General features: G+C 41.8%; 26 protein-coding genes, 1 rRNA gene and 1 other annotated feature (1 of these 28 running past the window's edge). Of the genes, 3 read left to right on the top strand and 24 right to left on the bottom strand.

Translation table 11 applies throughout. The annotated features are described in order from the left end of the window. Window positions 1-54: 54 nt before the first annotated feature. From rplK to BrL25_RS10895, 14 genes are all read right to left on the bottom strand, one after another. Window positions 55-480 carry a 50S ribosomal protein L11 gene (rplK, locus tag BrL25_RS10960; RefSeq protein WP_018673911.1) on the bottom strand — a complete coding sequence of 142 codons (426 nt, stop codon included), beginning with the start codon at window positions 478-480 and terminating at the stop codon, window positions 55-57. Between the two features lie 169 nt (window positions 481-649). Then, window positions 650-1,186 (bottom strand): transcription termination/antitermination protein NusG, encoded by a 537-nt coding sequence (gene nusG, locus BrL25_RS10955; RefSeq protein ID WP_003345138.1) that lies wholly within the window; start codon window positions 1,184-1,186, stop codon window positions 650-652. Window positions 1,187-1,234: 48 nt separating this feature from the next. Further along, window positions 1,235-1,429: a preprotein translocase subunit SecE gene (secE, locus tag BrL25_RS10950; protein WP_003333814.1), complete on the bottom strand. Its 195-nt coding sequence runs from the start codon at window positions 1,427-1,429 to the stop codon at window positions 1,235-1,237. Between the two features lie 29 nt (window positions 1,430-1,458). After that, window positions 1,459-1,608: a 50S ribosomal protein L33 gene (gene rpmG, locus BrL25_RS10945; RefSeq protein ID WP_003333815.1), complete on the bottom strand. Its 150-nt coding sequence runs from the start codon at window positions 1,606-1,608 to the stop codon at window positions 1,459-1,461. Window positions 1,609-1,898: 290 nt separating this feature from the next. Continuing rightward, entirely contained in the window at window positions 1,899-2,549 is a 651-nt protein-coding gene (gene sigH, locus BrL25_RS10940; protein WP_003333816.1) for an RNA polymerase sporulation sigma factor SigH, read from the bottom strand. Window positions 2,550-2,628: 79 nt separating this feature from the next. After that, window positions 2,629-3,153 carry an NYN domain-containing protein gene (locus tag BrL25_RS10935; RefSeq protein WP_018673912.1) on the bottom strand — a complete coding sequence of 175 codons (525 nt, stop codon included), beginning with the start codon at window positions 3,151-3,153 and terminating at the stop codon, window positions 2,629-2,631. A gap of 1 nt (window position 3,154) precedes the next feature. Next, window positions 3,155-3,910, bottom strand: a complete 756-nt coding sequence (gene rlmB, locus BrL25_RS10930) for a 23S rRNA (guanosine(2251)-2'-O)-methyltransferase RlmB (RefSeq protein ID WP_018673913.1) — start codon at window positions 3,908-3,910, stop codon at window positions 3,155-3,157. A gap of 5 nt (window positions 3,911-3,915) precedes the next feature. Next, window positions 3,916-4,323 (bottom strand): Mini-ribonuclease 3, encoded by a 408-nt coding sequence (locus tag BrL25_RS10925; protein ID WP_018673914.1) that lies wholly within the window; start codon window positions 4,321-4,323, stop codon window positions 3,916-3,918. Between the two features lie 11 nt (window positions 4,324-4,334). Beyond that, a complete protein-coding gene (cysS, locus tag BrL25_RS10920; protein WP_018673915.1) occupies window positions 4,335-5,741 on the bottom strand; it encodes a cysteine--tRNA ligase in 1,407 nt (468 codons plus the stop codon). After that, window positions 5,722-6,387, bottom strand: coding sequence for a serine O-acetyltransferase (cysE, locus tag BrL25_RS10915; protein WP_018673916.1), 666 nt, complete (start codon window positions 6,385-6,387; stop codon window positions 5,722-5,724). Before cysE ends, cysS begins: the two co-directional genes overlap by 20 nt. Before the next feature lie 152 nt (window positions 6,388-6,539). Further along, window positions 6,540-6,791: a binding site (T-box leader), on the bottom strand. Between the two features lie 17 nt (window positions 6,792-6,808). Continuing rightward, window positions 6,809-8,275 (bottom strand): glutamate--tRNA ligase, encoded by a 1,467-nt coding sequence (gltX, locus tag BrL25_RS10910; RefSeq protein WP_018673917.1) that lies wholly within the window; start codon window positions 8,273-8,275, stop codon window positions 6,809-6,811. A gap of 49 nt (window positions 8,276-8,324) precedes the next feature. Further along, window positions 8,325-8,798 (bottom strand): 2-C-methyl-D-erythritol 2,4-cyclodiphosphate synthase, encoded by a 474-nt coding sequence (gene ispF / locus BrL25_RS10905; RefSeq protein ID WP_018673918.1) that lies wholly within the window; start codon window positions 8,796-8,798, stop codon window positions 8,325-8,327. Then, window positions 8,795-9,496, bottom strand: coding sequence for a 2-C-methyl-D-erythritol 4-phosphate cytidylyltransferase (gene ispD, locus BrL25_RS10900; protein ID WP_018673919.1), 702 nt, complete (start codon window positions 9,494-9,496; stop codon window positions 8,795-8,797). Before ispD ends, ispF begins: the two co-directional genes overlap by 4 nt. Window positions 9,497-9,526: 30 nt before the next feature. Further along, window positions 9,527-10,618: a PIN/TRAM domain-containing protein gene (locus tag BrL25_RS10895; protein WP_018673920.1), complete on the bottom strand. Its 1,092-nt coding sequence runs from the start codon at window positions 10,616-10,618 to the stop codon at window positions 9,527-9,529. Between the two features lie 306 nt (window positions 10,619-10,924). Between BrL25_RS10895 and BrL25_RS10890 the strand changes: the two genes are divergently transcribed. Beyond that, on the top strand, window positions 10,925-11,317 hold the full coding sequence (locus BrL25_RS10890) for a nucleoside triphosphate pyrophosphohydrolase family protein (RefSeq protein WP_018673921.1): 393 nt from the start codon (window positions 10,925-10,927) through the stop codon (window positions 11,315-11,317). Between the two features lie 100 nt (window positions 11,318-11,417). Here the strand turns inward: BrL25_RS10890 and pssA are convergent, their stop codons facing one another. The 7 genes from pssA to BrL25_RS10855 all read right to left on the bottom strand — a co-directional run bounded on the left by pssA (window position 11,418) and on the right by BrL25_RS10855 (window position 19,547). Continuing rightward, a complete protein-coding gene (gene pssA / locus BrL25_RS10885; protein WP_018673922.1) occupies window positions 11,418-12,137 on the bottom strand; it encodes a CDP-diacylglycerol--serine O-phosphatidyltransferase in 720 nt (239 codons plus the stop codon). A 141-nt stretch (window positions 12,138-12,278) separates the two neighbouring features. After that, window positions 12,279-13,325, bottom strand: coding sequence for a DNA integrity scanning diadenylate cyclase DisA (gene disA / locus BrL25_RS10880; protein WP_018673923.1), 1,047 nt, complete (start codon window positions 13,323-13,325; stop codon window positions 12,279-12,281). 9 nt (window positions 13,326-13,334) lie between these two features. Continuing rightward, window positions 13,335-14,699, bottom strand: coding sequence for a DNA repair protein RadA (gene radA, locus BrL25_RS10875; protein WP_018673924.1), 1,365 nt, complete (start codon window positions 14,697-14,699; stop codon window positions 13,335-13,337). Window positions 14,700-14,889: 190 nt separating this feature from the next. Next, window positions 14,890-17,352: an ATP-dependent Clp protease ATP-binding subunit gene (locus BrL25_RS10870; RefSeq protein ID WP_018673925.1), complete on the bottom strand. Its 2,463-nt coding sequence runs from the start codon at window positions 17,350-17,352 to the stop codon at window positions 14,890-14,892. A gap of 27 nt (window positions 17,353-17,379) precedes the next feature. Further along, on the bottom strand, window positions 17,380-18,444 hold the full coding sequence (locus BrL25_RS10865; RefSeq protein ID WP_018673926.1) for a protein-arginine kinase McsB: 1,065 nt from the start codon (window positions 18,442-18,444) through the stop codon (window positions 17,380-17,382). Window positions 18,445-18,470: 26 nt separating this feature from the next. Further along, window positions 18,471-19,007 carry a protein-arginine kinase activator protein McsA gene (locus BrL25_RS10860; protein ID WP_018673927.1) on the bottom strand — a complete coding sequence of 179 codons (537 nt, stop codon included), beginning with the start codon at window positions 19,005-19,007 and terminating at the stop codon, window positions 18,471-18,473. A 75-nt stretch (window positions 19,008-19,082) separates the two neighbouring features. Then, window positions 19,083-19,547 (bottom strand): CtsR family transcriptional regulator, encoded by a 465-nt coding sequence (locus tag BrL25_RS10855; protein ID WP_018673928.1) that lies wholly within the window; start codon window positions 19,545-19,547, stop codon window positions 19,083-19,085. Window positions 19,548-19,821: 274 nt separating this feature from the next. Here BrL25_RS10855 and BrL25_RS10850 point away from each other — a divergent pair, with 274 nt between their 5' ends. Both BrL25_RS10850 and BrL25_RS10845 read left to right on the top strand, forming a co-directional pair. Further along, on the top strand, window positions 19,822-20,130 hold the full coding sequence (locus BrL25_RS10850; RefSeq protein WP_099327224.1) for a transposase: 309 nt from the start codon (window positions 19,822-19,824) through the stop codon (window positions 20,128-20,130). Then, window positions 20,127-21,005: an IS3 family transposase gene (locus BrL25_RS10845; RefSeq protein WP_236848055.1), complete on the top strand. Its 879-nt coding sequence runs from the start codon at window positions 20,127-20,129 to the stop codon at window positions 21,003-21,005. The genes BrL25_RS10850 and BrL25_RS10845 overlap by 4 nt, the downstream gene beginning before the upstream one ends. 68 nt (window positions 21,006-21,073) lie before the next feature. Here BrL25_RS10845 and BrL25_RS10840 read toward each other — a convergent pair whose 3' ends face one another. From BrL25_RS10840 to BrL25_RS10830, 3 genes are all read right to left on the bottom strand, one after another. Then, the gene (locus BrL25_RS10840; RefSeq protein ID WP_018674421.1) at window positions 21,074-21,745 is read right to left on the bottom strand and encodes an HAD family hydrolase; all 672 of its coding nucleotides are present in this window, start codon (window positions 21,743-21,745) and stop codon (window positions 21,074-21,076) included. A gap of 64 nt (window positions 21,746-21,809) precedes the next feature. After that, window positions 21,810-22,910, bottom strand: coding sequence for a UDP-N-acetylglucosamine--LPS N-acetylglucosamine transferase (locus BrL25_RS10835; RefSeq protein WP_018674422.1), 1,101 nt, complete (start codon window positions 22,908-22,910; stop codon window positions 21,810-21,812). 406 nt (window positions 22,911-23,316) lie between these two features. Then, a 23S ribosomal RNA gene (locus BrL25_RS10830) occupies window positions 23,317-24,815 on the bottom strand (it continues 1,430 nt past the right edge of the window).

Here is a 24,815-nt window from a genome sequence, read left to right as displayed (position 1 = left end):
CAGGATGAGATACAAAACTTGCAATCTCATCCTTAACAAGCAATCAAAGACAGATTAGTCTTCGATTACGATACCCATAGAACGGGCAGTACCTTCAACCATACGCATAGCTGCTTCAACAGAAGCTGCGTTTAGATCCGGTTGTTTCAAGATCGCGATATCACGAACTTTATCACGTTTCAAAGTAGCAACTTTTGTTTTGTTAGGCACGCCAGAACCAGATTCGATTCCTGCTGCTTTTTTCAATAGAATTGCTGCCGGTGGAGTTTTTGTAATGAATGTGAAAGAACGATCTTCAAATACAGTAATTTCTACTGGAATGATCATTCCTGCTTCGCTTTCTGTACGAGCGTTAAATTCTTTACAGAAACCCATGATATTAACCCCAGCTTGACCGAGTGCCGGACCTACTGGAGGTGCAGGGTTTGCCTTACCTGCTGGAATTTGTAGTTTAATTACGCGGATTACCTTCTTAGCCACGTAATACACCTCCTTCTTCGTGTGTGGTAATGCGGGGTACTCGCCCCTCCCACTCTACCAAAAAACCAAATGAGCTATTTAGTAGTGAGATTGAGAACCGCATTTGTCTGCAGATTCTAGAATCATCAAGAACTGTACCATATGAAACGATACTTTTCAAGATGAGTTCTTAATCCATTTTTTCAACTTGTGTATAATCTAATTCAACTGGTGTCTCGCGACCGAAAATATCCAATAGCACGCGAATTTTTTGCTTGTCGGCCAGAATTTCAATGATTTCTCCATCACGACCTGTGAAAGGACCATCCTTTACAGTAACCATGTCGCGAAGCTCAAAATCGATCCTAACTTTCGGCGCTTCAAATCCCATTGTTTTGAGAATTGTATCCGCTTCTTCAGGAAGCAACGCTGTTGGTTTGGAACCAGCTCCAGTGGATCCGACAAAACCCGTGACCCCTGGGGTATTCCGCACGACATACCATGAATCGTCCGTCATAACCATTTCAACAAGCACGTATCCAGGAAATACCTTTTTGGTAACTGTGCGTTTTTTACCGTCTTTATTCTCTACTTCTTCCTCAGTAGGAACAAGCACCCGAAAGATTTTGTCTTCCATGCCCATAGACTCAACACGTTTTTCCAGATTCGCTTTAACCTTGTTTTCATACCCAGAGTAAGTATGAACGACATACCACGCTTTTTCCATATCCACGAGGACGTTAGACGTCCGTCCCTCCTAAGACCCGAATATTACCTACTTCTTAATAATAAGACCGATTAGCTCTGAAATTCCAAAGTCCACCACAAACATAAATACCGCCAAGAACGTAATCGCAAGCACAACGACAGTTGTATAGCTAACCAGCTCTTTGCGATTCGGCCAGCGGACTTTTTTCAATTCAGAGACAACATCTTTTAAAAACGAACCTGTTCTGGAAAAGATATTCATATTGCTACCTCCAGACTTCTCGTTCATCATTACTTAGTTTCACGATGAACTGTGTGCTTTTTATCACGGGAGCAATACTTCTTCTTTTCGATGCGCTCAGGGTTCGTACGCTTGTTCTTCGTGCTGATATAGTTACGATCACCGCAATCGGTGCACGCTAATGTAATGTTTACTCGCATCATTGCCACCTCCATCTTTTCTGATACCTAAAGACTATAACTACAACCCAAATAAACTCGGGAAAAACCGCTACTTTTTTCCGTATGTTCATAGAAGTAACCATAGAATCTACTCTATGGCTACCAAACAAATTTATCACATCAGCTAGCTCAATGTCAACGAAATGCCTTGACAATTTTATACACTATCGTTCTAACTAATATTTCCTTGAATATAATTCGACAAAAAACAGGATTTTCGCGTTTATGGCCGAATACATTCTTATAGACAACACAGAAGCATCCAAAAATTACAGTTGCACTTCTCTACCTTCTAAATATCGTTCCAATTTCCGTTTCACTCGTTGTAACGCATTGTCGATAGATTTTACATGGCGATCCAACTCAACTGCGATCTGTTGATAGGAACGTCCATCCAGATAAAGCATCAGTACCTGACGTTCCAAATCGCTAAGAATTTCACTCATTTTCCCTTCAATGTCGTCAAATTCTTCTCGATTAATAAACAGCTCTTCAGGATCAGTTACCTTTGTTCCACAAATCACGTCAAGCAATGTTCGATCCGAATCCTCATCATAAATGGGCTTGTCCAACGATACGTAAGAGTTAAGAGGAATGTGCTTCTGCCTTGTTGCCGTCTTTATCGCAGTAATGATTTGACGGGTAATGCATAACTCAGCAAATGCCTTAAACGAAGTGAGCTTGTCCCCTCTAAAATCCCGTATGGATTTGTATAGGCCAATCATGCCCTCCTGTACAATATCTTCACGGTCCGCCCCGATCAAAAAATAAGAACGAGCTTTGGCCCGTACGAAATTTTTGTACTTATTGATCAGGTATTCTAGGGCCTCAGCATCGTTCTCTCGTACTAACTCTACAACTTCTTCGTCGGACATCAGATCATATTGAGTATGTTTCAACTCCTTGAGGTCAACACTCACTATTATCCCTCCGACACCTGGTTACATAAGATAGTGTTATTATACATGAATCGATAAAATAGCGTCAACCAAATGCGTTTTACTCTCTTCTCCATTTTTCGAAGATTTTCGCTATTTCATCATTTAACGGAATCCGTGAAAAACACTGGTCTTCATTCGTTTGTTTTACCGTTTGATCAATTTCCTTGTGGGCATTTTCTACTTCTAGTAACAGCTCTCTTGCCGATTTTCGTAGAGCTCCCTGCCCAAAAATGACCCGTTGAGAAGTATAGTCGGATGTAGCGACATATATTTGTCGATTTTTCTCGAAAAACTCATGAACTAGTCGCTCAATTTTTTCGTCAGCTGTCTCTTTTTTCTTCGTAAAGTAAACCTCGATCTTAAAATCTTCCTGTTTTCTTCCAATTCCGGGTATTTTATAGGCATCAAATACTACAATGACCTTAATTCCTGAATAGCTTTGGTAATCAGCTAATTGAGAGATGAGGAGGTCGCGCGCCTCATCCATCTGATCCTGATCCTTCAAGACGCGCAACTGTGGCCAAGCCCCAATAATGTTATAGCCATCTACAATGAGCAGTTGCTTGCTCTTTCTTTTAGCCATTTCATTTTCCTCTAGGTAACAGTGGGTTTCGTCCTCGATATACCTCATACATTAGAATAGCCGCTGCAACCGAAGCATTAAGCGAAGTAACTTGTCCAACCATCGGCAAACGGTAAAGGAAGTCGCAATTCTCGCGTACAAGACGACTCATTCCCTTCCCCTCACTACCAATTACCAAAGCAAACGGCATGGTATAATCCCCTTCTCGGAAATCCTGTTTTCCTGCCGCATCCGTACCACCAATCCAGAAGCCCTTTTCCTTCAATTCCTCCATCGCACGTACAATATTAGTCACACGGGCAACTGGCACATATTCAATAGCACCAGCAGAGGCTTTAGCAACTGTTGCTGTCAAAGAAACAGACCGACGTTTTGGTATAATGACGCCATGTGCTCCAACTGCATCAGCAGTCCGCAGAATGGAGCCTAGATTATGTGGGTCCTCCAACTCATCTAAAATAATCACAAAAGGTACTTCATTTCTCTCTTCTGCCTTAGCTAAAATATCATCTATCTCCACATAGTCATACGCTGCTACTGAAGCAATGACCCCTTGATGGTTATCTGAGTTAACCAATTGATCTAGCTTCTTTCGATTGGCTGTGGTAATCACCACTCCAAGCTCCTTTGCTAGCGTGAAGATAGGCCCCATCTGGTTTTTATTAGCACCTTCTGCCATCCAGATTTTATTAATAGTACGTCCCGAGCGCAAAGCCTCGATAACGGGGTTTTTACCCAAAATCCACTCTTCATTCATTTCATTTATTCTCCTTCCACGATTGCAAACGCTTGTTGAATAATCTCCTGCAATCGCTTGTCTTCACCATTCAAATATAAATAGCCGACCAAGGCCTCGAATGCTGTAGCATGTCGATAATCAACAATATCAGCATTCTTGGCGCTTGATCCAGATTTGGCATTTCTTCCACGCTTTACTTGCGCCATCTCCTCTTCAGTTAAAGAAGGAATGAGATGGTGCAAGATTGTCGCTTGCGCTTTTGCAGCCACATAGCGATTTGCCGTTTTATGCAGTAGATTTGGTTTTGCAATCCCTCGCGTTATCAAATGGTAGCGCACGTAATGAGCATACGTAGCATCCCCCAAAAAGGCGAGCACTAGCGGATTAATAAGTTTAGGATCACGAGCTAGTGTATCTCTTTCTATTATCATGTTATTGCTCCTTATTTTCGACGCCAACGAATACCCTGTGGTGTATCTTCAAGGATAATCCCCATCTCTTGTAGTTGATCGCGGATTTCATCAGAACGAGCAAAATTTCGAGCCTTTCGAGCTTCCGTACGTTCTGCTATTAAAAGCTCAATCTCTTCATCTAGTAAAGTAGGCTCTGCTTGCAAAGTCAAACCTAATACAGCACTTAGCTCTTCTAGCAACTGACGATAAGCTTTGATTTGTGTAGCCCCTACGTTTTCATGACGCGTGTATAGGTTAGCTTCCTTGGCAATGTCAAACAATACTGTAATTCCATTGGCTGTATTTAAATCATCATCCATCTCTTCTTCAAAACGCTTACGCAAACCCTCAATCAACTGTGCTTGCTCCTGAGCTAAGCCATTTGGCTCTTCTTCACGCGCCGTATTCAAACGATGCCCCAGATTCTCATAAGCATTTTTGATACGTTCTAATCCATTAGCAGCTTGCTCTAGCATTTCATCACTAAAATTAATAGGACTGCGATAATGACCACTTAGCATGAAAAAGCGAATGAGTTGACCACTGTATTTTTCAATCAGATCGCGTGCTAACAAAAAATTACCCAAGGACTTAGACATCTTCTCGTTGTCGATGTTAAGCATTGCGTTATGCATCCAGTACCGGGCAAACGGCTTGCCTGTAAAGCATTCTGACTGTGCAATCTCATTTTCATGGTGAGGGAAAGTAAGATCTGTTCCACCTGCATGAATATCAATGGACTCGCCTAGGAAACGAAGGGCCATTGCAGAGCACTCAATATGCCAGCCTGGACGACCTGCTCCCCAAGGGCTCTCCCAAGAAATTTCTTGAGGCTTAGCTGCTTTCCACAGAGCAAAGTCAAGTGGGCTCTCTTTCTTTTCACTTACTTCAATGCGTGCTCCTGCTTGCAAATCATCTAGTGGTTGATGAGATAGTTTACCATACTCGTCGAAGCGATTGGTACGGAAATAGACATCGCCCTCACTCTCGTAAGCAAACCCTTTTTCAATCAAACCCTCAATAAAGGAAATGATTTCTGGAATCGTATTCATAACTCGTGGTTGAATATCTGGCGGTAGGACATTTACTCCTTGCAGGTCCTGATTATAAGCCTCTGTATAACGGTCAGCCAATTCGGCCACGGTTGTCTGTTCTTCATTTGCTTTACGAATTAATTTGTCATCTACATCGGTAATATTTTGTACAAAAGTAACCTCATAGCCTTTGTATGACAAATAGCGGCGCAATGTATCAAACACAATGGCAGGACGCGCATTTCCTATATGAATATAATTATAAACGGTTGGACCGCAAACATACATTTTCACTTTGCCTTCCTTTAACGGGATAAAGGCCTCTTTTTCGCGTGACATGGTGTTATATAAGCGTATGCTCATTATTTGATTTCTCCTTTTTAACTTGATCAAGCTCCATTTTTAATTGAGCAATTTCCTTTTGCATGTCCCGAATCATTTCTAAAATCGGGTCTGGTAAATTAACATGGTCTAAATCACATTCTACTTTTTTGCCATTTTGCATCTTAATACGCCCCGGAATCCCAACTACTGTTGAATGGGGGGGAACAGGTTGGAGGACGACGGAACCCGCTCCAATTTTTGAATAATCGCCAATCTTAAATGAACCAAGCACCTTTGCCCCAGAGGCGATAATGACATTGTTTCCTACCGTCGGATGACGCTTTCCTTTTTCTTTTCCTGTACCTCCAAGGGTTACTCCTTGATATATTGTTACATCATCGCCAATCTCACAAGTCTCTCCAATTACAACACCAGCTCCGTGGTCAATAAACATTCTCCGACCAATCGTTGCTCCTGGGTGTATTTCGATTCCTGTAAAAAAACGCGTGATTTGAGAAACGAAACGAGCTGAAGTTTTCCAGCCTTTTTTCCATAATCTATTCGCCACCCGGTGTCCCCAAATGGCATGAAGCCCTGCATAAGTTAGCACCACTTCCCACGTACTACGTGCAGCAGGGTCACGTTCAAACACTATCTGTATATCTTCCTTCATCCTAGCAAACATGGGACTCCCCCTATTTTTTTGTCTGACCACCGGTTTCTCAACGTTCTATCGTAAACGAAGCAGGCTTTACGTTTTGACAAGGCTTCAGCAGGGCAGGATGTTGCTTTTTCTCAGATGAATACAAAAAACACCGCCTCATACGCCTATATAGACGCAGAGACGGTGTTTTTACCGTGGTTCCACTCTGCTTAGATGAATTAAACTCTACACCAACGATGACTAGAGTTCATCTCGCTCAATACCCTTTATCGGCGGGTCCCCCGACCAATCTACTTTCAATAGACATTGTGTTCAATTGGTTGCTCCCAGGTGCATTTCCAAGCAGAGTCTACAAACGGCTTCCACCTATCCCGTTCTCTCTATTGAATCCTCTCACTTGTACTTCTCCTGTTCAACGCGTGTAACTTCTATATTGTTTTTATTATAGACTAGAAATAACTTGTTGTAGACGTGCTAACACTTTTTCGCGACCAATTAAATAAATGGATTGACCAAGATCACGTCCGTGTGCCTGACCTGTAATAGATACACGCACTGGCATAAATAGCGCTTTTCCCTTATGTCCAGTTGCTTTTTGGACTGCCTTCAGGGAAGCATTAATTGTTTCTACACTATATTCATCTGCAGATTCAATGTGCTCCTTAAAGCTCACAAGCACCTCTTTTACTTGAGGTTCTTTTAATACGAGCTTCGCATCCTCTTCATAAACAACTTCATCTAAGAAAAAGAGAGCGGAAAGAGGTACAATCTGTGCACAGTAAGACATTTGTTCTTGATATAGTGCTACGATTTGTTTCGCCCATTCTCTGCGTTCAGAAGTCAATTCTTCTTCTAAGAAACCAGCTTCTTGTAGATGAGGGATACACATGTCAACGATCTCGTCTACTGGTTTAGCTTTTAGATAATGATTATTCATCCAGTTCATTTTGGTGCTGTCAAATACAGCTGGGGACTTGCTAACTCGATCGAAGCTAAATAGCTCGCTCAACTCTTCTAATGAGAAGATCTCTTGTTCCCCACCTGGAGACCATCCTAATAGCACTAAGAAATTAACAATAGCTTCTGGTAAGTAGCCCATATCGCGATATTGTTCAATGAATTGAATAATGCTTTCATCGCGTTTACTCATCTTTTTACCCTCTTGATTCAAAATGAGAGCTAAGTGAGCGAATTGGGGTGCCTCCCAACCAAATGCTTCATAGATCATCAATTGACGTGGTGTGTTGGAGAGATGTTCTTCTCCTCGAACAACATGACTGATTTTCATGAGATGGTCATCGATTACAACCGCAAAGTTATAGGTTGGGATACCATCTGGACGACAAATAACGAAATCCCCGCCCATTTCATTTGAATCAAAGGTTACTTCACCACGGACTAGATCATTCACTGTATAAGAACGATTATCTGGCATAATGAAATGAACAGAAGGAACGCGTCCTTCTTTCTCATATGCAGCTTTTTGTTCTGGAGTAGTATGACGATGCTTTTCTAAAATACGAGGGGTTTCATTACGTGCAAGCTGCTCTTCGCGTTCTGCATCAAGCTCTTCCTTTGTTGCATAGCAATAATACGCTTTTCCCTCATGTAATAATTGATCAATGTATCCTTTATAAATATCCAAGCGGTCCATGCAACGATATGGGCCATATGGGCCACCAATGTCATCGCCCTCATCCCAATCGACGCCGAGCCACTTCAAGTTTTCCATTTGCTTTTCTGCAGCATTTTCCACATTGCGAACCTGATCTGTATCCTCGATACGCACAATAAATTTTCCGCCTAAACGACGTGCATACAAATAATTAAATAGCGCTGTACGAGCACCGCCAATATGCAAATGACCGGTTGGACTCGGAGCATAGCGCAAACGAACTTCCTTTGTCATGATGACACCATCCTTATCCCATCTCTTCCAACTTATGATACTACTAGACTTACGCATTGACAAGCAAACATACAGCCTGCGCAGCGATACCCTCCCCACGTCCAGTAAAGCCCAATTTTTCCGTTGTGGTTGCTTTAATATTCACCTGAGAAGCATCTGCATCTAGCGCTTTAGCAATTACTTCACGCATCTGCGGAATATAAGGTGCCATTTTGGGTGCTTGTGCGATGATCGTAGCATCAACATTGCCTAATTGATATCCTCGCTCTTTTACCAAATTCCATACATGGACAAGTAACTGTAGGCTATCAGCATCTTTAAAAGCCGGATCAGTATCAGGGAAATGCCGTCCAATGTCTCCCTCTCCAATCGCTCCAAGAAGTGCATCTGAAACCGTATGTAATAGTACATCCGCATCTGAATGTCCTAACAGACCTTTTTCATATGGAATAGTTACGCCACCAATGATGCAAGGCCTGCCTTCCACCAGTTGATGCACATCGAAACCTTGTCCGATCCTCATTTTCTCCTCTTCCTCTCTTCCAAACGCCTCTTCATAATCTCTTCTCCAAACCAGAGATCATCAGGAGTTGTCACCTTGATGTTTTCATAGCTACCTTCAACAATTGTAACTGGGTACCCAAGCATTTCTACGAGCATCGCATCGTCTGTTCCTACTTTTCCTTGGTCAACCGCAAACTGATGCGCCTCTTTTACGAGTGAAAGTGGAAAAGCTTGTGGGGTTTGAACCGCCCACAAGCTCTCGCGTGCCGGGGTTGCTTGCACGATTCCATCTGGACCTACGATTTTAATCGTATCCTTGACAGGAACCGCTACAACAACTGCCTGATGATCTTTTAATTTGGTTATAATTCCAGAAATTTGCTCGGCCGTGATAAAAGGTCTTGCTGCATCATGGATTAATACATGCGTACAGCTCACCGATAGAGCTTCAAGGCCATTTCGCACGCTATCTTGACGCTCCGCACCACCTGTAGCCAAGATCACCGAATACGGCATGCCCTTTCGCCAACGATCCATATCCTCGTAATCTTGTTCATTAATCACCAGAACTACCTCGGTAATTCCAGGATGTTGAACGAAAGCTTCAACTGTATGCTGAAAAATTGGCTTATGCTGTAAATGTAGCCATATCTTATTCTTACCAGCTTTCATTCGTTTCCCTGTCCCAGCGGCAACGATCACCACGCTTGTTTCCACACGTACCCTCTCCATTATGTTATCAATGCGCTACAATGCCTTCTCCAACATCTTTGGCTTCGCGAAGATCATGCGACCTGCCGATGTCTGTAGTACGCTGGTTACCAGCACATCAATCTCTAACCCAATATAATCTCGACCGCCTTCTACTACGATCATAGTACCGTCATCAAGATAAGCCACACCTTGACCGTACTCTTTCCCGTCTTTAATCACCTGCACATGTAATTCTTCTCCCGGCAGGACCACAGGTTTAACCGCATTGGCTAAATCATTGATATTAAGAACTGGAACACCTTGCAATTCACAGACCTTATTTAAGTTGAAGTCATTGGTAACCACTTTACCGTTAAGCACCTTCGCTAGCTTAATTAATTTACTATCCACTTCCGCAATCTCTTCAAAATCTCCTTCATAAATTTGAACATTAACTTTTAATTCTTTTTGAATTTTGTTTAGAATGTCCAAACCTCTGCGACCACGGTTTCTTTTTAGTGCATCAGACGAATCAGCAATATGTTGTAATTCTTCAAGTACGAAACCTGGAATAACAAGCGCTCCCTCGATAAAACCGGTGCGACAGATATCAGCAATTCGGCCGTCGATAATAACACTGGTATCCAAAACTTTATGCTCAACGTTGGCGGCAATGCCCCCGCTTTCCTTTTTGCTTTTCTCCTTACGACCTATAGAAAATACCGCCATAATTTCATCTCTTTTACGGAATCCCACCTGAAAGCCTAAATAACCAAGCAAACCAGAAACAAGAAGTGGTAAGAAATCACCGAGAACTGGGACCGGTATACTATTGATCGGTAGGAATAATAAAAAGGCAACGATAAGTCCGATAATCAAACCTAAGGCTCCAAACATGACATCAGTAATAGGGAGCGTCAATAACCTTTCTTCACCCCAGCGGATTGCATTCACCAAGTAATCCACCAACGTATTTGCCAAAAGGTAAAACAAAACCACCCCTAGTACAGCCCCAATGTATGCTGGACGTGGAACTTCTCCAAAATTGAGCAAATCATTCAAAAATGAGAAAAATGCAGGTCCAAACTGATACCCCAGTCCTCCACCAACGATAACAAAGAAAACCTTGCAGATTCGTTTTAACATAGGCTCACCTCCTCTTATTAATATAGACAGAAGATCTAACAAAAAAACCTAGTCTCCTGCAAATGATTTGAATGGTTTGTCTCATATCTCTTTCCCCTCACTATAACAAAATATTTTTTATAGTGTCAAATAGCCGGAAATTTTAACACAGCTTCAACATGTACGTCAATCAAAAAAGCATAAATTTGTAAAACCAGCAAAAATTCTAACGTTTGACAGATGGATTAAGGAGTTTCTATAATAAACCATAACCAAGTGAATAGAATTTTCTGACTCCCCCTCATCAGAGAACAGAGGTGAATACTATTGTCTAGTGAAATCAAGGATTTTCAAGAACAAGTTTCCAACCTACTGATTAGACATCGGAGTATTTTAGATGTCATGACTAAGCTGCAGGAGTCTAGCGCTCGAACAAACCGAGCATTGACGAAAGCGGTAACTGATTGTGGATGCGTGGAGATTACTGCCTTAAAGCAAGCATTTGATCCTGCAAGTACTTTACACGATAACCAACCTCATCTAGATACGCATTTTTCAGGACAGCTTTGTGAACATTGTCGGGACACCGTAACCGCTGAAATTGGGAAAAACTTATTTTACTTAGCTGCCCTTTGCAACGTCACTGATATTTCCTTATCCAAAGTACTCGAGGTTGAAACAGACCGGCTCAATACGTTAGGAGTTTTTAATCTCTCCTAGCATCAATTGTTCTTTTCTCTCTATACTACGGATGAACCCACAAGAAAGTTGCAACCCCCCGTTTAACTCAAACGGGGGGTTGTTTTTTGATCCTATTGGGTTATAGATAATGCTTTTTCTCTTCTTGTGATTCTCTTTTTCTTACCTTGCGAATAAAATATTCAACGTTTTTTTTTATCCCATACAAAGCATATAGTGCGAGAGGCACAAATACCAGTTTGGAAATTTGATTAGGGAACATGACCGCAATAATAATTACACCAACGATGATTATTGGGGCAATCCAATATGCTGATTTCGGAATCCCTACTTTTTTGAAGTTTGGGTATTTCACGCGCGATACCATAAGGTAAGCAAGCATCAGCATTCCAAGTGCCAAGATGGTTGTTGGAAATACTTCATGAAATAGTGCCAGTGTAGCTAGTACACCACCAGCAGCCGTAATAGGCAAGCCAATAAAGTAACCAGGAACACCCGCTTGTACATTAAAACGTGCTAAGCGACAAGCTCCACAAATTGGGAAAAGTGCCGTGATGATAATACCTACTACACTAATTTCTTGCAAAGCAACTACATACATAATAAAGGCTGGTGCTACCCCAAAAGATATAACGTCCGATAATGAGTCCAATTCTTTTCCAAATTCACTTTGTGCATTTAACATACGTGCTACACGACCATCCAAACCGTCCAACAGCATTCCGACGATTACTGTAATGGCTGCGAAATCAACATAATCGTTAAATGCCAAGATCATTGCTACTATACCTAAAAATAGGTTGCCTAGAGTGAGCATGTTCGGCAATGCTTTCACAATCATAGTCTACCTCCGTTAATTATCATCCCACGATATTCTATCCCTACTGCTGACTGGTAATTGGTAAGAGTAGAAAAAGGGGGTAATTTATACCTGTTGACTTTAAAAAGAAAACCGTAGCATAATCCCTTCATACTAATAGAACTAAATGTGCCTGTCAATGAACACTTGTTCTTGGATTCTTCTCAATCCGTCCTTAATGGCACGTGCCCTAATCTCACCAATTCCTTCTACATCGTCCAATTCCTCGATAGTAGCCATCATGATGAAGTGTAGGTTACCAAAGTGGCAAATGAGATTGCATATGACAGTGGAAGGAAGTCTAGATATTTTACTGAGCAATCGATATCCACGTGTCATCACTGCCTCGTCCGACATCTTATTCATATTTATATACCCCAATAAGCGAAGAAAGACGCTTGGATCCATCAATTCCTCAGGACTGAGCTTACTCATCTCGTTTAAGACTTGCTTAGTATCCACCTTATCGTCTCTTGCATAGTCTAAAATGAGCAGTTCCGCCTCTTGTTCCACATTGACTACAAGCTCTTCTAGCTGCAGGTTAATTAACCGACCCTCGGTGCCTAATTCCAGAATATATTTTTTCATCTCTAACTTTATACGGATGACCATCTCAATCCGTTGCATAACCGATACAATTTCATGAACAGTGACTAATTGTTCAAATTCTAGGGCACTTAGATTTGTAAGCCCTTGCTCTAATACCATCTTATATCTTTCCAAAGTTTGAAGTGCTTGATTCGTTTTTGCCAAAATAACACTAATATCTTTAATAACATAGCGCTGAGTCCCTTGGTATAAAGTAATTACATTGCGCCTCTGAGAAATAGCTATAACCAAATGGTTAGTTAATCGTGCTGTTCGATCGGCTGTCCGATGCCTGGTTCCAGTTTCATTAGAAACAACAGCCCCACTGGGCAATAGCTGCGTGTTGGCATATAAAATTCGCTTAGCGTCCTCGCTGACAACAATAGCCCCGTCCATTTTAGCCAATTCATATAAATGTGCAGGAGTAAATTCACAATCAATAAAGAAGCCACCATCAAGAATGTTTTTCATCTGTGTACTACACCCTACAACAATTAAAGCTCCTGTTTTGGCATGTAGAACGTTTTCCAATCCTTCACGAAAAGGCGTACCTGGAGCGACAAAACGCAAAGCATCCAACATCAAATATAGCTACCCCCTCAACGCATATTCCAAAGCTTCCTCTACATTCTTCACACCAATTACCTCAATGCCTGAAGGCTTTTCTAGTCCTCGCATGCTTCTCTCCGGAATAATGACACGCTTAAAGCCCAGTTTTTCCGCTTCACGTATACGTTGCTCAATTCGAGAAACACCGCGTACTTCACCTGTTAAACCAATTTCTCCAATCACTACGTCATATGGATTTGTAGAATGATCTCGAAAACTACTAGCAATGCTCACTGCAATAGCTAAATCAATGGCAGGCTCATCCAGGCGAACACCACCAGCTACATTTACATAGGCATCTTGGTTTTGTAGCATCAAGCCTACTCGTTTCTCCAAAACGGCCATAATCATAGCAATTCGCTGATGATCTACTCCTGTTGCCATTCGACGTGGAGTAGCAAAGCTGGTTGGGGAAACCAATGCCTGTAGTTCAACAAGTACAGGGCGAGTCCCTTCCATACTCGCTACTACTGTTGATCCAGCAACTCCAATCGGACGTTCGGCTAAGAATAGTTCAGAAGGATTTTCTACTTCAGTAAGTCCTTTTTCTTTCATTTCAAAAATACCCATTTCATTTGTGGATCCAAATCGGTTCTTAACTGCCCGTAAAATACGGAAGGTATTATGTCGATCTCCTTCAAAGTAAAGAACAGCATCAACCATATGCTCAAGCATACGCGGTCCAGCGATTGCTCCTTCTTTTGTAACATGTCCGACAATAAAGATAGCAATACCTTTACTTTTTGCTATTCGCATGAGGTGGCTGGTACACTCTCTGACCTGAGCTACACTACCTGCTGCAGATGTGACAGCAGGATGAAAAATGGTTTGGATTGAGTCAATTATGACCACATCAGGGTCTACAAACGTTATCTGCTCCTCCACCTGCTCCAAGTCAGTCTCTGTCACTACTAGCAGATTTGATGTTTGCACACCAAGTCGATCAGCTCGCATTTTAATTTGTTTAACAGACTCCTCACCGGAGATATACAACACTTTATTATTCTGATGTGCGAGAGCAAAAGAAGTTTGGAGAAGTAAAGTAGACTTTCCGATCCCCGGGTCTCCTCCAACAAGCACCAGTGATCCCAAAACTAATCCGCCACCTAATACACGGTTTAATTCACCTAAAGTGGTATCTAATCGTGGTTCTTCGTCACTTATTACCTCTGTGATTGGTTGTGCTTTTTGTTTGGTGGACATTCCACGCTCTCTGCCACCTACTTGTTTACGTTCTAATTCTTCAACCAGTGTATTCCAATTATTACAGCCTGGGCATTTGCCCATCCATTTGGGACTTTCGTACCCACAATCCTGACACACAAACTTTGTTTTTACTTTTGACATATAACATACTCCCGTATCTATAAATTCATTCTACTGTTGTTCGTGCAAGTTCTGTTAAATCCTGCTAATGAAAAGCATTTTTATATCACCTTACATTTATGCTAGCTGTATAAAAAATATCCCCGAATCATCTTCGGGGATACATACTGCTTCCTTCTGAAATTATACCATGTTTTGCTTCACGATTAGTTTATTTTGTTACTTTTACTTGTTCTAAGCGTTTTACCGTTAATTTGCCATCTTCAGCCTCAATTTGAACGGTATCTCCTTTAGTGATCGTACCCTTGAGCAATTCTTCAGACAAGCGGTCTTCGATGTTCCGCTGAATAGCTCGGCGTAATGGTCGTGCACCATAGGCAGGATCAAAGCCCTCTTTAGCGAGAATTTTCTTGGCCTCTTCGCTTAGATTAAAATCAATCTCTTGTTCCACTAAGCGTTTGCGCAAGTCCTCAGTCATCAACGTAACGATTTTTTCAATATGCTCCTGTTCTAAAGAGTGGAACACAATAATTTCATCAATACGGTTCAAGAACTCTGGACGGAAGCTACGTTTCAATTCATCCATCACTTTATCTTTCATATCTTGATATTTCTTTTCAGAATCATTCGTAGTAAAGCCAAGGGAGCTATTTTTCCTAATCATGCTAGCACCCACATTGGATGTCATGATGACTACCGTATTACGGAAATCAACTGTCCGTCCTTTAGAGTCTGTTAATCGTCCATCATCAAGCACTTGTAATAAAATATTAAAGACATCTGGATGTGCCTTTTCAATTTCGTCTAACAAAATGACTGAGTATGGTTTACGGCGAACCTTTTCTGTCAATTGACCGCCTTCATCATAACCTACATATCCTGGAGGCGCACCAACAAGACGAGCAGTAGTATGCTTCTCCATATATTCAGACATGTCTACACGAATCATGGCATCTTCATCACCAAATAATGTTTCAGCGACGGCACGTGCCAATTCTGTTTTACCTACCCCTGTTGGACCCAAGAAGATGAACGAACCGATCGGGCGTTTTGGATCTTTTAAACCAGCACGAGCACGGCGTACTGCACGGGCAACCGATTTTACAGCCTCATCCTGCCCAATAACTCGGTCGTGTAGAATATCTTCCATTTTTAACAGGCGTTCCGTTTCTTCTTCTTTCAATTTCAAAACAGGAATACCAGTCCAGTTAGCTACCACATGAGCGATATCCTCAGGAGTAACTTCCATGTTTAGTTTTCCTTGTCTCTCTTTCCAATCCTTCTTAGTGGAATCGAGCTCCTCGCGTAGTTTTTGTTCCTTATCTCTCAAGGCCGCAGCTTCCTCAAATTCCTGAGATTGTACTGCTGCGTCCTTTTCTTTACGAACCTCTTCTAATCGAACTTCTAATTCTTTCAGGTTAGGTGGTACTGTAAAAGATTGCAGGCGAACTTTGGAAGCTGCCTCGTCAATCAAATCAATAGCCTTATCTGGTAAAAAGCGATCAGATATATAACGATCAGACAATTTCACCGCTTGATCAATTGCTTCATCTGTAATTTTCACACGGTGATGGGCTTCATAACGATCACGTAAACCACTCAAAATTTTAATTGCATCTTCTGGAGTTGGTTCATCTACTTGAATTGGTTGGAAGCGACGTTCGAGCGCAGCATCCTTCTCAATGTATTTTCGATACTCATCCAAGGTGGTGGCCCCTACGCACTGTAGCTCACCGCGAGCAAGAGCTGGTTTTAGGATATTGGATGCATCAATCGCTCCCTCAGCCCCACCTGCTCCAATTAATGTATGCAACTCGTCAATGAACAGAATAATATTTCCTGCTTGACGAATTTCATCCATGATTTTTTTCAGACGATCCTCAAATTCACCACGATATTTGGTACCTGCTACCACTGTACCCATGTCTAAAGTCATGACGCGTTTATCACGTAATGTTTCTGGGATTTCATTATTAACAATTTTTTGGGCAAGACCCTCTGCTATTGCGGTCTTACCAACACCCGGTTCCCCAATTAAGACTGGGTTATTTTTTGTCCGTCGGCTCAATACCTGAATGACACGTTCAATTTCTTTCTGACGACCAATCACCGGATCAAGTGAACCTTCTTTAGCGATAGTCGTCAAGTCCCGTGCCAATCCATCTAAAGTAGGAGTATTGGCTGAAGCATTGCTTCCAGATGGTTGATGTGATGACATCATTTCTGAGCTACCCAATAATTGCAATACCTGTTGACGCGCCTTATTTAGGCTCACACCTAGGTTGTTCATGATCCGCGCAGCAATTCCTTCTCCCTCGCGAATCAGACCTAACAAAATATGTTCAGTTCCCACGTACGTATGACCTAGCTTGCGAGCCTCGTCCATGGACAACTCAATTACTTTTTTAGCTCGTGGAGTGTAGTTTGGTGTATAGTTTGTCGTGTTTGCCGGTTGTTCAGGAGCACGACCGATTAAAGATTCTACTTCACTTTGAATTTTATCAAGGCCGAGACCGAGAGCTTGAAGTGCTTTTGCCGCAATTCCTTCTCCCTCACGGATCAGACCTAAAAGGACATGTTCAGTCCCTATATCTTTGTGACCTAAGCGAACTGCCTCTTCCAATGCTAAAGCTAATACTTTTTGTGCACGCTCTGTAAATCGTCCAAACATCATAGTATAAGCACCTCCATTACTCTTCTCTTATGAATTACATTTTAGTCGTTCCCTGATAACATAAGCTCTACGTTCATCACGTTGTTCTGCTGTTAGTTTCTGCCCAGCATCATATTGTAAAAAGCCGGGTTGTGTGCTTACTAACAGCTCATTCACAACAAATGGGCTACATGCTTGCAAATATCCCAAATCTATACCTAATCGTACATCAGATAAACGCTGCGCCGCTTCCTTTGATTCTACCGTTCTTGCATGAGTCAAAATCCCATAAGAACGGAAAATCTTATCCTCAATAGATATGCGATTATGCTCTTGCAAATACTGACGTGCTTCACGCTCTTGTTCAATAATCTGACTTGCAACGCTGTATAGATTGGAAATAATATCTGCTTCTGACATACCGAGTGTCACTTGATTGGAGAGCTGAAAGAGATTTCCAACAGCTTCGCTTCCTTCCCCATACAGGCCACGAACAACCAAGCCTACTTGAGTAATAGCTTGCAAAATTCGATTGATTTGTTGGGTCATCACAAGTGCCGGTAAATGTAACATGACAGAAGCACGTATACCTGTACCTACGTTTGTAGGACAACTGGTTAAATATCCTCGTTTTTCGTCAAATGCATAATTGACTTGTTTTTCGAAGATGTCATCCATCTTGCTTCCTCTTTCCCAGGCCTCACGCAATTGAAAGCCTGGCAAGAACACCTGAATGCGTAGATGATCTTCTTCATTCACCAATACACTGATAGATTCGTCCTCACTTAAAATGACAGCACCTTTTCTTGATTCCTCTGCCAAATTAGGGCTGATGAGATGTTTTTCTACCAGTACTCTCTTTTCGAGAGGCTTCATCTCCTCCATGCACAACAGTTCGAAGGAACCTTTTTTCTTCATAGAAGGAGAATCAATTACTTCTTGTACTTTGCGTACGACCTCTTCTGCTTGTGAGTCAGTAGCTAGGAGTGGAAATGGATGTTGACGTAGGTTCCTGGCAATGCGCAACCGTGTACTAATAACAATATCAGAGTCAGGACCCTCGCCTTTCATCCAATTACTCCATGGATGCTGGGTAAAACGCTGTAGGGACATACTTGATGTTCACCTCCACCATTTATTCACTTGGATTGTTCAATCTTTTGTTCCAATGCACGAATACGGTCTCTAATTTCTGCTGCCTTCTCAAACTCCTCTGTAGCAATATGTTGTTGCAGAGCAGTTTTTAGTTGCTGTAAATCCTTTTTTATCTTTAGCTGGCTACCTGTACGTTCAGGTACTTTCCCCATATGCTGGGTATTTCCATGAATTCTTCTGAAGAGCGGATCGAGTTTAGCTCCGAAATGGTTATAACAATCACTACAACCAAAGCGACCACTCTTGCTAAATTGTGTATAGGTTAAACCGCATGTTTCGCAACGCGTAAGCGGAGAAACCGCATTTTGGCTAATCTGCTGACTATTGACACCTTTGTTCATCGGATCAAAATTTAATAGACCAGCCAATAAATTATTTAGACCAAAGTTCCCAAACCCTGAGAAATATTCACCTTTTTCCTTAGCACATTGCTCGCAAATATGAGTCTCAGACTTTTCACCATTTACGATTTTGGTAAGATGTAAGGTTGCTGGGCGTTTGCCGCACTCTTCACAATTCATAATAAGAATCCTCCTTACAAGTCAATCGGTACATTCAGACTTCAGGGTTAATTCCATTTCTGCAAAGTGTAACTTTTATGTTATTAGGATTGTTGTAATCATATGCTTTAAAATACTGGCTCTCAACTGATCACGCAAAGGTGTGTTAACCATCAGAACCTGCCTTGAGGTAGCTACCTTCATTAAAGTGGCTTCTCGTAGATTAATCCATCTTTCTTCCACTAAACGATCAATAATAGAGTAGCCATAAGATTGACTTATACTATCTCCAATCATTTCTTCTGTCAAAAGCTCTTGTAATGTTTCCCTACACAAAATCTGTGCTTTGCGAATCCGGATAAAGCCTCCACCGCCACGTTTACTTTCAACAATATATCCTTTTTCAATAGAGAAACGAGTGTTAATAACGTAATTAATTTGGGACGGTACACATTGAAACTTTTCGGCAATATCACTCCGCTGAATTTCAATAGCTCCATTCGGACTCTCCTGAAGTATGCTCTTTAAATGCTGCTCAATGATGTCCGATATATTTCGCAAAGTGTCGCCTCCTTGCCTAAGAATATGCTTGATGCTAAGGGCCTCAAAATTAATTTTTTTGTTAGTTAATTTGACTTTGACTATCTTTGACTTTTATTATAATTACTTTTTTATTTACTTTCAACCCTTATTTCCCTTACTCCTTTATTTTGGTCAAAAAAGGTCTATTTCAACCTGTATCAATCAAAAAACCACCTCGAAATGATATTATCCCCTTTTAGTAGACAGTAAGAAGCAAGACCCCTTACTGTATTAACTAGGAGGGGAATTTTCTATGGGGGAAATTAGAAAAACATATTCAAAGGATTTTAAGTTAAAAGCCGTACGGCTTTATTTGAGCGGTGAACAAGGGTACAAAACACTTACAAGGGATCTCGGCATTAGTGACCCTTCTATTTTAAGAAGATGGGTTGATCATTATAGAAAGGAAGGTATACAGGGACTAGATGAAAAACGCGGGAGAACAAAAAATCCTCTTAGAGGAAGACCACGAATAAGGCCAGAGAGTACGGAGGAAGAGATAGTTCGATTACGTGCAGAGAACGAATTCTTAAAAAAGTGGCTAGGTCTAGAAAAGAGGTGAAACCGAAAGATAAATGCTGTTTTTTCGAGCTTATTAAAGAATTGTCTAAAAAGTATTCTATTACTTTATTGTGTAAAATTACGAAAGTATCTCGTAGTGGTTTTTACAAGTGGCTTTCTCGTGAGAAACACCCCACCTCAAAACAATTGGTAAATGAAAAATTAAGAGAAATGATCATGGAGTGTCATCAAGAGGTCAAAGGTATTTACGGGTATCCCCGAATAAAAGTGTGGTTATTTAGAAGGTACGGGCTAAAAGTCAATCATAAACGTGTGTATCGCATTATGAAGGAACTTGGGATACAAGCGCTAATCCGTAAAAAACGAAAATTCTTTGGGCGCAAAGAGAAGGTTGTCATCTCCGAAAACAAGCTGAATCGAAATTTTTGCGCCTCACGGCCAAATGAGAAATGGGCTACAGATATTACCTACATACTATTTAATGGTCGCCGTCTTTATCTGTCTGTCATATACGACATGTATAACAACGAAGTTGTTGCCTACAAAACAAGCAAACGTAATGATTTACGACTCGTAATGGATACCGTAAAATTAGCGATTAAAAAGCGGGATGTAAGCGGAGTCCTCCTACACAGTGATCAAGGATACCAGTACACCTCAAAGCAGTATAACCAGTTCCTTCAGCAATATAAAATCGTAGCAAGTATGTCTAGAAAAGGTAACTGTTTAGATAACGCCTGTATTGAGGGGTTCTTTGGGCATTTAAAAACAGAGTGTTTGTACCTTCATTCGTTTCAAACAGATAAAGAAGTGGAAGAAGCTCTTCACGGTTACATTAATTTCTATAATCAGCAACGGTTTCAATCTCGATTAAAAAACCTGAGTCCGATAGAATACCGAACTCAGGTAGCCTAGATGGGGCTTGTTTAAAGTTGTCTACTTGACAGGGGCAAGATCAAATAAGGTGGTTTTTTTCTACCTATTTAAATAGATTGATAAAATGGTACCTGTTGAAGTAATTCTGCATAGCTTTTAATGACTACATCCGCATTTTTCAGCTCACCAGAATCAGCAAAGCCAAAATCACAGCCTACTGTCCATAAATGATTCTTGTTACCAGCCTCAACATCCGACTTACGATCTCCTACCATTACTGCCTGCTTAATATCATACGTTCGTAAAAGAAGGGCAACTAGATCTACTTTTGACTTAGTTTGGAAACGTCCAGCTGAGTACAGATCAGTAAAAAGATGTGTGATTTTAAAGTGTTCACATATCGCTTCCACATAACCATCCATTGCATTAGATGCTACAAAAAGCGCAATTCCCTTTTCGTGCAATGCAGTAAGTTGTTCTACAACTCCCGGATACAAGGAAACAACACCTTCGTCTAATAACTTCTCTTCGTGCTTAGCTAATAACTCAGTAGCAAGCTCTCTTGTCTTTTCATCTGCTTCCGGTAACATTACATCCCATATCTCATCTAGAACCATACCCAAGGTACTAGTAATAGCACGATCATCAGGAAGCTCACCATCCCATAGCTGACGATCTCTTAAATCTTGAAAGGTGCGTCTAAAACCTGGAATAGCCATAGACTCTGTTTGCAATAAAGTACCATCCATGTCAAAAATAACGGCATTCTGTATGCTCACTCTACCACCTCAATATTCGTGTTGTTAAATGATTGTGACCGATTTTCATGGAAATAACGCATCTCTACTGCATATCTTGTTTAATAAATGCAGCGATATCATACGCAGCAAACGGACGAGCAATCATTTCAGCTTGTTGTCGCATTGCTTTAGACTTTTGTTCATCTGAAAGCACCTGCTCAATTGAGTATATCAAATCTCGACTCTCTGTAGCGTGAACAGCACAGCCATTGTTTAACAAAAAGTGACTATTTCGTTCTTCTTGACCTGGTAATGGATTAAAAATAACCATAGGAACACGTTTGCTTAATACTTCAGCAGTTGTTAAACCACCTGATTTTGTCACAATCGCATCAGCTACTTCTAAATATTCATGGAAATTATCCACATATTTTAATGCCACTACATCATGAGAATACGAACGGTTTGTAACACTTCGATATAATTTGTCATTTAAACCTGTTAAGACGAAAATTTTTAAAGGAATATGTAATTCATCGAGACCTTGTAACACTTTATCCATAGGACCTAATCCTAATCCGCCCCCGGACAATATTAATACCTTTTGCTCCGGCTGAATTGCAAATTTAGTACGGAGCTCCTGTTTATTAAGCTCTTCTCTAAACTTGCGCATAATCGGGATGCCCATTGGTTTAAATTTTTGATGATTTTCATGATAAAGATCAACTAAGTAAAAAAGCTGTTCACTAGCAATAAAATAGTGATCAATATGATGATTTACCCAGGATGGGTGGATAGTATAATCGGTTATAACTGTATAAATTGGTTCGGTCCACTGGTTACGTCCCTTTAATACAGAGAGCATACAGCTGGCAAATGGATGCGTAGCAATAAAAGCGTCTGGTTCTACACTGTTAATCAATCGTTTCAAATTATTTGCCAGTAGCTTATTAACAAAAACATTCATATCAAACAGTCTGGTTTTCTCTGTATTATGATAAATTTTACCCCAAACACTTGGAGAGAGTTTTAATATATTCGTATAGCTTTCCAATAAAATTTTATGGAAGGTTGGACTTATATATTCAAGGGTGTCAATTACCATAGAAGCATAACCAAGTTCGCTTAACTCTTCCTGAATCGCACGAGCAGCCTGGTTATGACCGTTGCCAATGGAGGCGGAAAAGATGAGTATCTTTTTCATTTCGACTCTCCTTTGCTGTCTATTCCAACATCAGTTCATTTGCACCCAATTCTTTTTAACACTAGCACTCTTACATTTTCTGTAAGTACATAAATTAATGTCTTATCATTGGGGTACGAAGATGAGGAAGGCCTAATTCATGTAGGAAAAGTATATTTAGCCTGATTTGATCCCTATCCTTACCATATCATACCATTGGTTATAACCTAAGTCATATCTTCATGTGCATATATGTTCTAATGTTCTCTTATTTAATACGATTTAACACTGCAATAAGATACACTATGATTCCATCTAAATAATCTTTTCATAAAACGAAAAATCTCTCAACAATAATCTGTTGAGAGAATCTATTCAGTATCTTCATTCTCTGAAAACTAGATAATGAAGTCAGCATAAAGGCAATGTGGATAAGTCCTCGACCGATTAGTATTCGTCAGCTCCATGCATTACTGCACTTCCACACCGAACCTATCAACCTCATCGTCTATGAGGGGTCTTACTAGCTTGCGCTATGGGAAGTCTCATCTTGAAGGGGGCTTCACGCTTAGATGCTTTCAGCGCTTATCCCGTCCGCACATAGCTACCCAGCTGTGCCACTGGCGTGACAACTGGTGCACCAGAGGTGCGTCCATCCCGGTCCTCTCGTACTAAGGACAGCTCTCCTCAAACTTCCTACGCCCGCGACAGATAGGGACCGAACTGTCTCACGACGTTCTGAACCCAGCTCGCGTACCGCTTTAATGGGCGAACAGCCCAACCCTTGGGACCTACTTCAGCCCCAGGATGCGATGAGCCGACATCGAGGTGCCAAACCTCCCCGTCGATGTGGACTCTTGGGGGAGATAAGCCTGTTATCCCCAGGGTAGCTTTTATCCGTTGAGCGATGGCCCTTCCATGCGGAACCACCGGATCACTAAGCCCGACTTTCGTCCCTGCTCGACTTGTAGGTCTCGCAGTCAAGCTCCCTTGTGCCTTTACACTCTACGAATGATTTCCGACCATTCTGAGGGAACCTTTGGGCGCCTCCGTTACTCTTTAGGAGGCGACCGCCCCAGTCAAACTGCCCACCTGGCATGGTCCTTCCACCCGATAAGGGCGGCAAGTTAGAAACTCCGTACATCAAGGGTGGTATCCCAACGACAGCTCCACGAAGGCTGGCGCCCTCGCTTCACAGCTTCCCACCTATTCTGTACATGATGCACAAAGTTTCAATACCAGGCTACAGTAAAGCTCCATGGGGTCTTTCCGTCTTGTCGCGGGTAACCTGCATCTTCACAGGTATTATGATTTCACCGGGTCTCTTGCCGAGACAGCGCCCAAGTCGTTACGCCTTTCGTGCGGGTCGGAACTTACCCGACAAGGAATTTCGCTACCTTAGGACCGTTATAGTTACGGCCGCCGTTTACTGGGGCTTCGGTTCAAAGCTTCGCTTGCGCTAACCCATCCCCTTAACCTTCCAGCACCGGGCAGGCGTCAGCCCCTATACTTCGCCTTGCGGCTTCGCAGAGACCTGTGTTTTTGCTAAACAGTCGCTTGGGCCTTTTCACTGCGGCCTCCTCGGGCTATAAACCCTACCGAGGCGCCCCTTCTCCCGAAGTTACGGGGCCATTTTGCCGAGTTCCTTAGCAAGAGTTATCCCGCGCACCTTAGGATTCTCTCCTCGCCTACCTGTGTCGGTTTGCGGTACGGGCACCTTGTTCCTCGCTAGACGCTTTTCTTGGCAGTGTGAAATCAGGGACTTCGGTACTTATATTTCCCTCGCCATCACAGCTTGTGCTTATTGGTGTGCGGATTTGCCTACACACCACACTTACTGCTTAGACGGCCATCCAATAGGCCGCTCACCCTATCCTCCTGCGTCACGCCATTGCTCAAGCGGAACAGAGGTGGTACTGGAATATC

Source organism: Brevibacillus laterosporus DSM 25, from assembly GCF_002706795.1.
Classification (GTDB): domain Bacteria; phylum Bacillota; class Bacilli; order Brevibacillales; family Brevibacillaceae; genus Brevibacillus_B; species Brevibacillus_B laterosporus.
Note: the sequence above shows the minus strand (reverse complement) of the source record. Positions and strands in the feature narration are given on the sequence as shown.

Coding starts and splice junctions, on each gene's coding strand:
- BrL25_RS10860 (WP_018673927.1), bottom strand. CDS start 19,007: ATGAATTGTGAAGAGTGCGGCAAACGCCCAGCAACCTTACATCTTACC.
- BrL25_RS10850 (WP_099327224.1), top strand. CDS start 19,822: ATGGGGGAAATTAGAAAAACATATTCAAAGGATTTTAAGTTAAAAGCC.
- rpmG (WP_003333815.1), bottom strand. CDS start 1,608: ATGCGAGTAAACATTACATTAGCGTGCACCGATTGCGGTGATCGTAAC.
- BrL25_RS10835 (WP_018674422.1), bottom strand. CDS start 22,910: ATGAAAAAGATACTCATCTTTTCCGCCTCCATTGGCAACGGTCATAAC.
- BrL25_RS10935 (WP_018673912.1), bottom strand. CDS start 3,153: ATGGCTAAAAGAAAGAGCAAGCAACTGCTCATTGTAGATGGCTATAAC.
- BrL25_RS10895 (WP_018673920.1), bottom strand. CDS start 10,618: ATGTTAAAACGAATCTGCAAGGTTTTCTTTGTTATCGTTGGTGGAGGA.
- nusG (WP_003345138.1), bottom strand. CDS start 1,186: ATGGAAAAAGCGTGGTATGTCGTTCATACTTACTCTGGGTATGAAAAC.
- pssA (WP_018673922.1), bottom strand. CDS start 12,137: ATGATTGTGAAAGCATTGCCGAACATGCTCACTCTAGGCAACCTATTT.
- BrL25_RS10870 (WP_018673925.1), bottom strand. CDS start 17,352: ATGATGTTTGGACGATTTACAGAGCGTGCACAAAAAGTATTAGCTTTA.
- cysS (WP_018673915.1), bottom strand. CDS start 5,741: ATGAGCATACGCTTATATAACACCATGTCACGCGAAAAAGAGGCCTTT.
- BrL25_RS10925 (WP_018673914.1), bottom strand. CDS start 4,323: ATGATAATAGAAAGAGATACACTAGCTCGTGATCCTAAACTTATTAAT.
- cysE (WP_018673916.1), bottom strand. CDS start 6,387: ATGTTTGCTAGGATGAAGGAAGATATACAGATAGTGTTTGAACGTGAC.
- gltX (WP_018673917.1), bottom strand. CDS start 8,275: ATGACAAAGGAAGTTCGTTTGCGCTATGCTCCGAGTCCAACCGGTCAT.
- BrL25_RS10865 (WP_018673926.1), bottom strand. CDS start 18,444: ATGTCCCTACAGCGTTTTACCCAGCATCCATGGAGTAATTGGATGAAA.
- ispF (WP_018673918.1), bottom strand. CDS start 8,798: ATGAGGATCGGACAAGGTTTCGATGTGCATCAACTGGTGGAAGGCAGG.
- secE (WP_003333814.1), bottom strand. CDS start 1,429: ATGAATATCTTTTCCAGAACAGGTTCGTTTTTAAAAGATGTTGTCTCT.
- rlmB (WP_018673913.1), bottom strand. CDS start 3,910: ATGAATGAAGAGTGGATTTTGGGTAAAAACCCCGTTATCGAGGCTTTG.
- radA (WP_018673924.1), bottom strand. CDS start 14,699: ATGTCAAAAGTAAAAACAAAGTTTGTGTGTCAGGATTGTGGGTACGAA.
- disA (WP_018673923.1), bottom strand. CDS start 13,325: ATGTTGGATGCTTTGCGTTTTGTCGCTCCAGGTACGCCTTTTCGTGAA.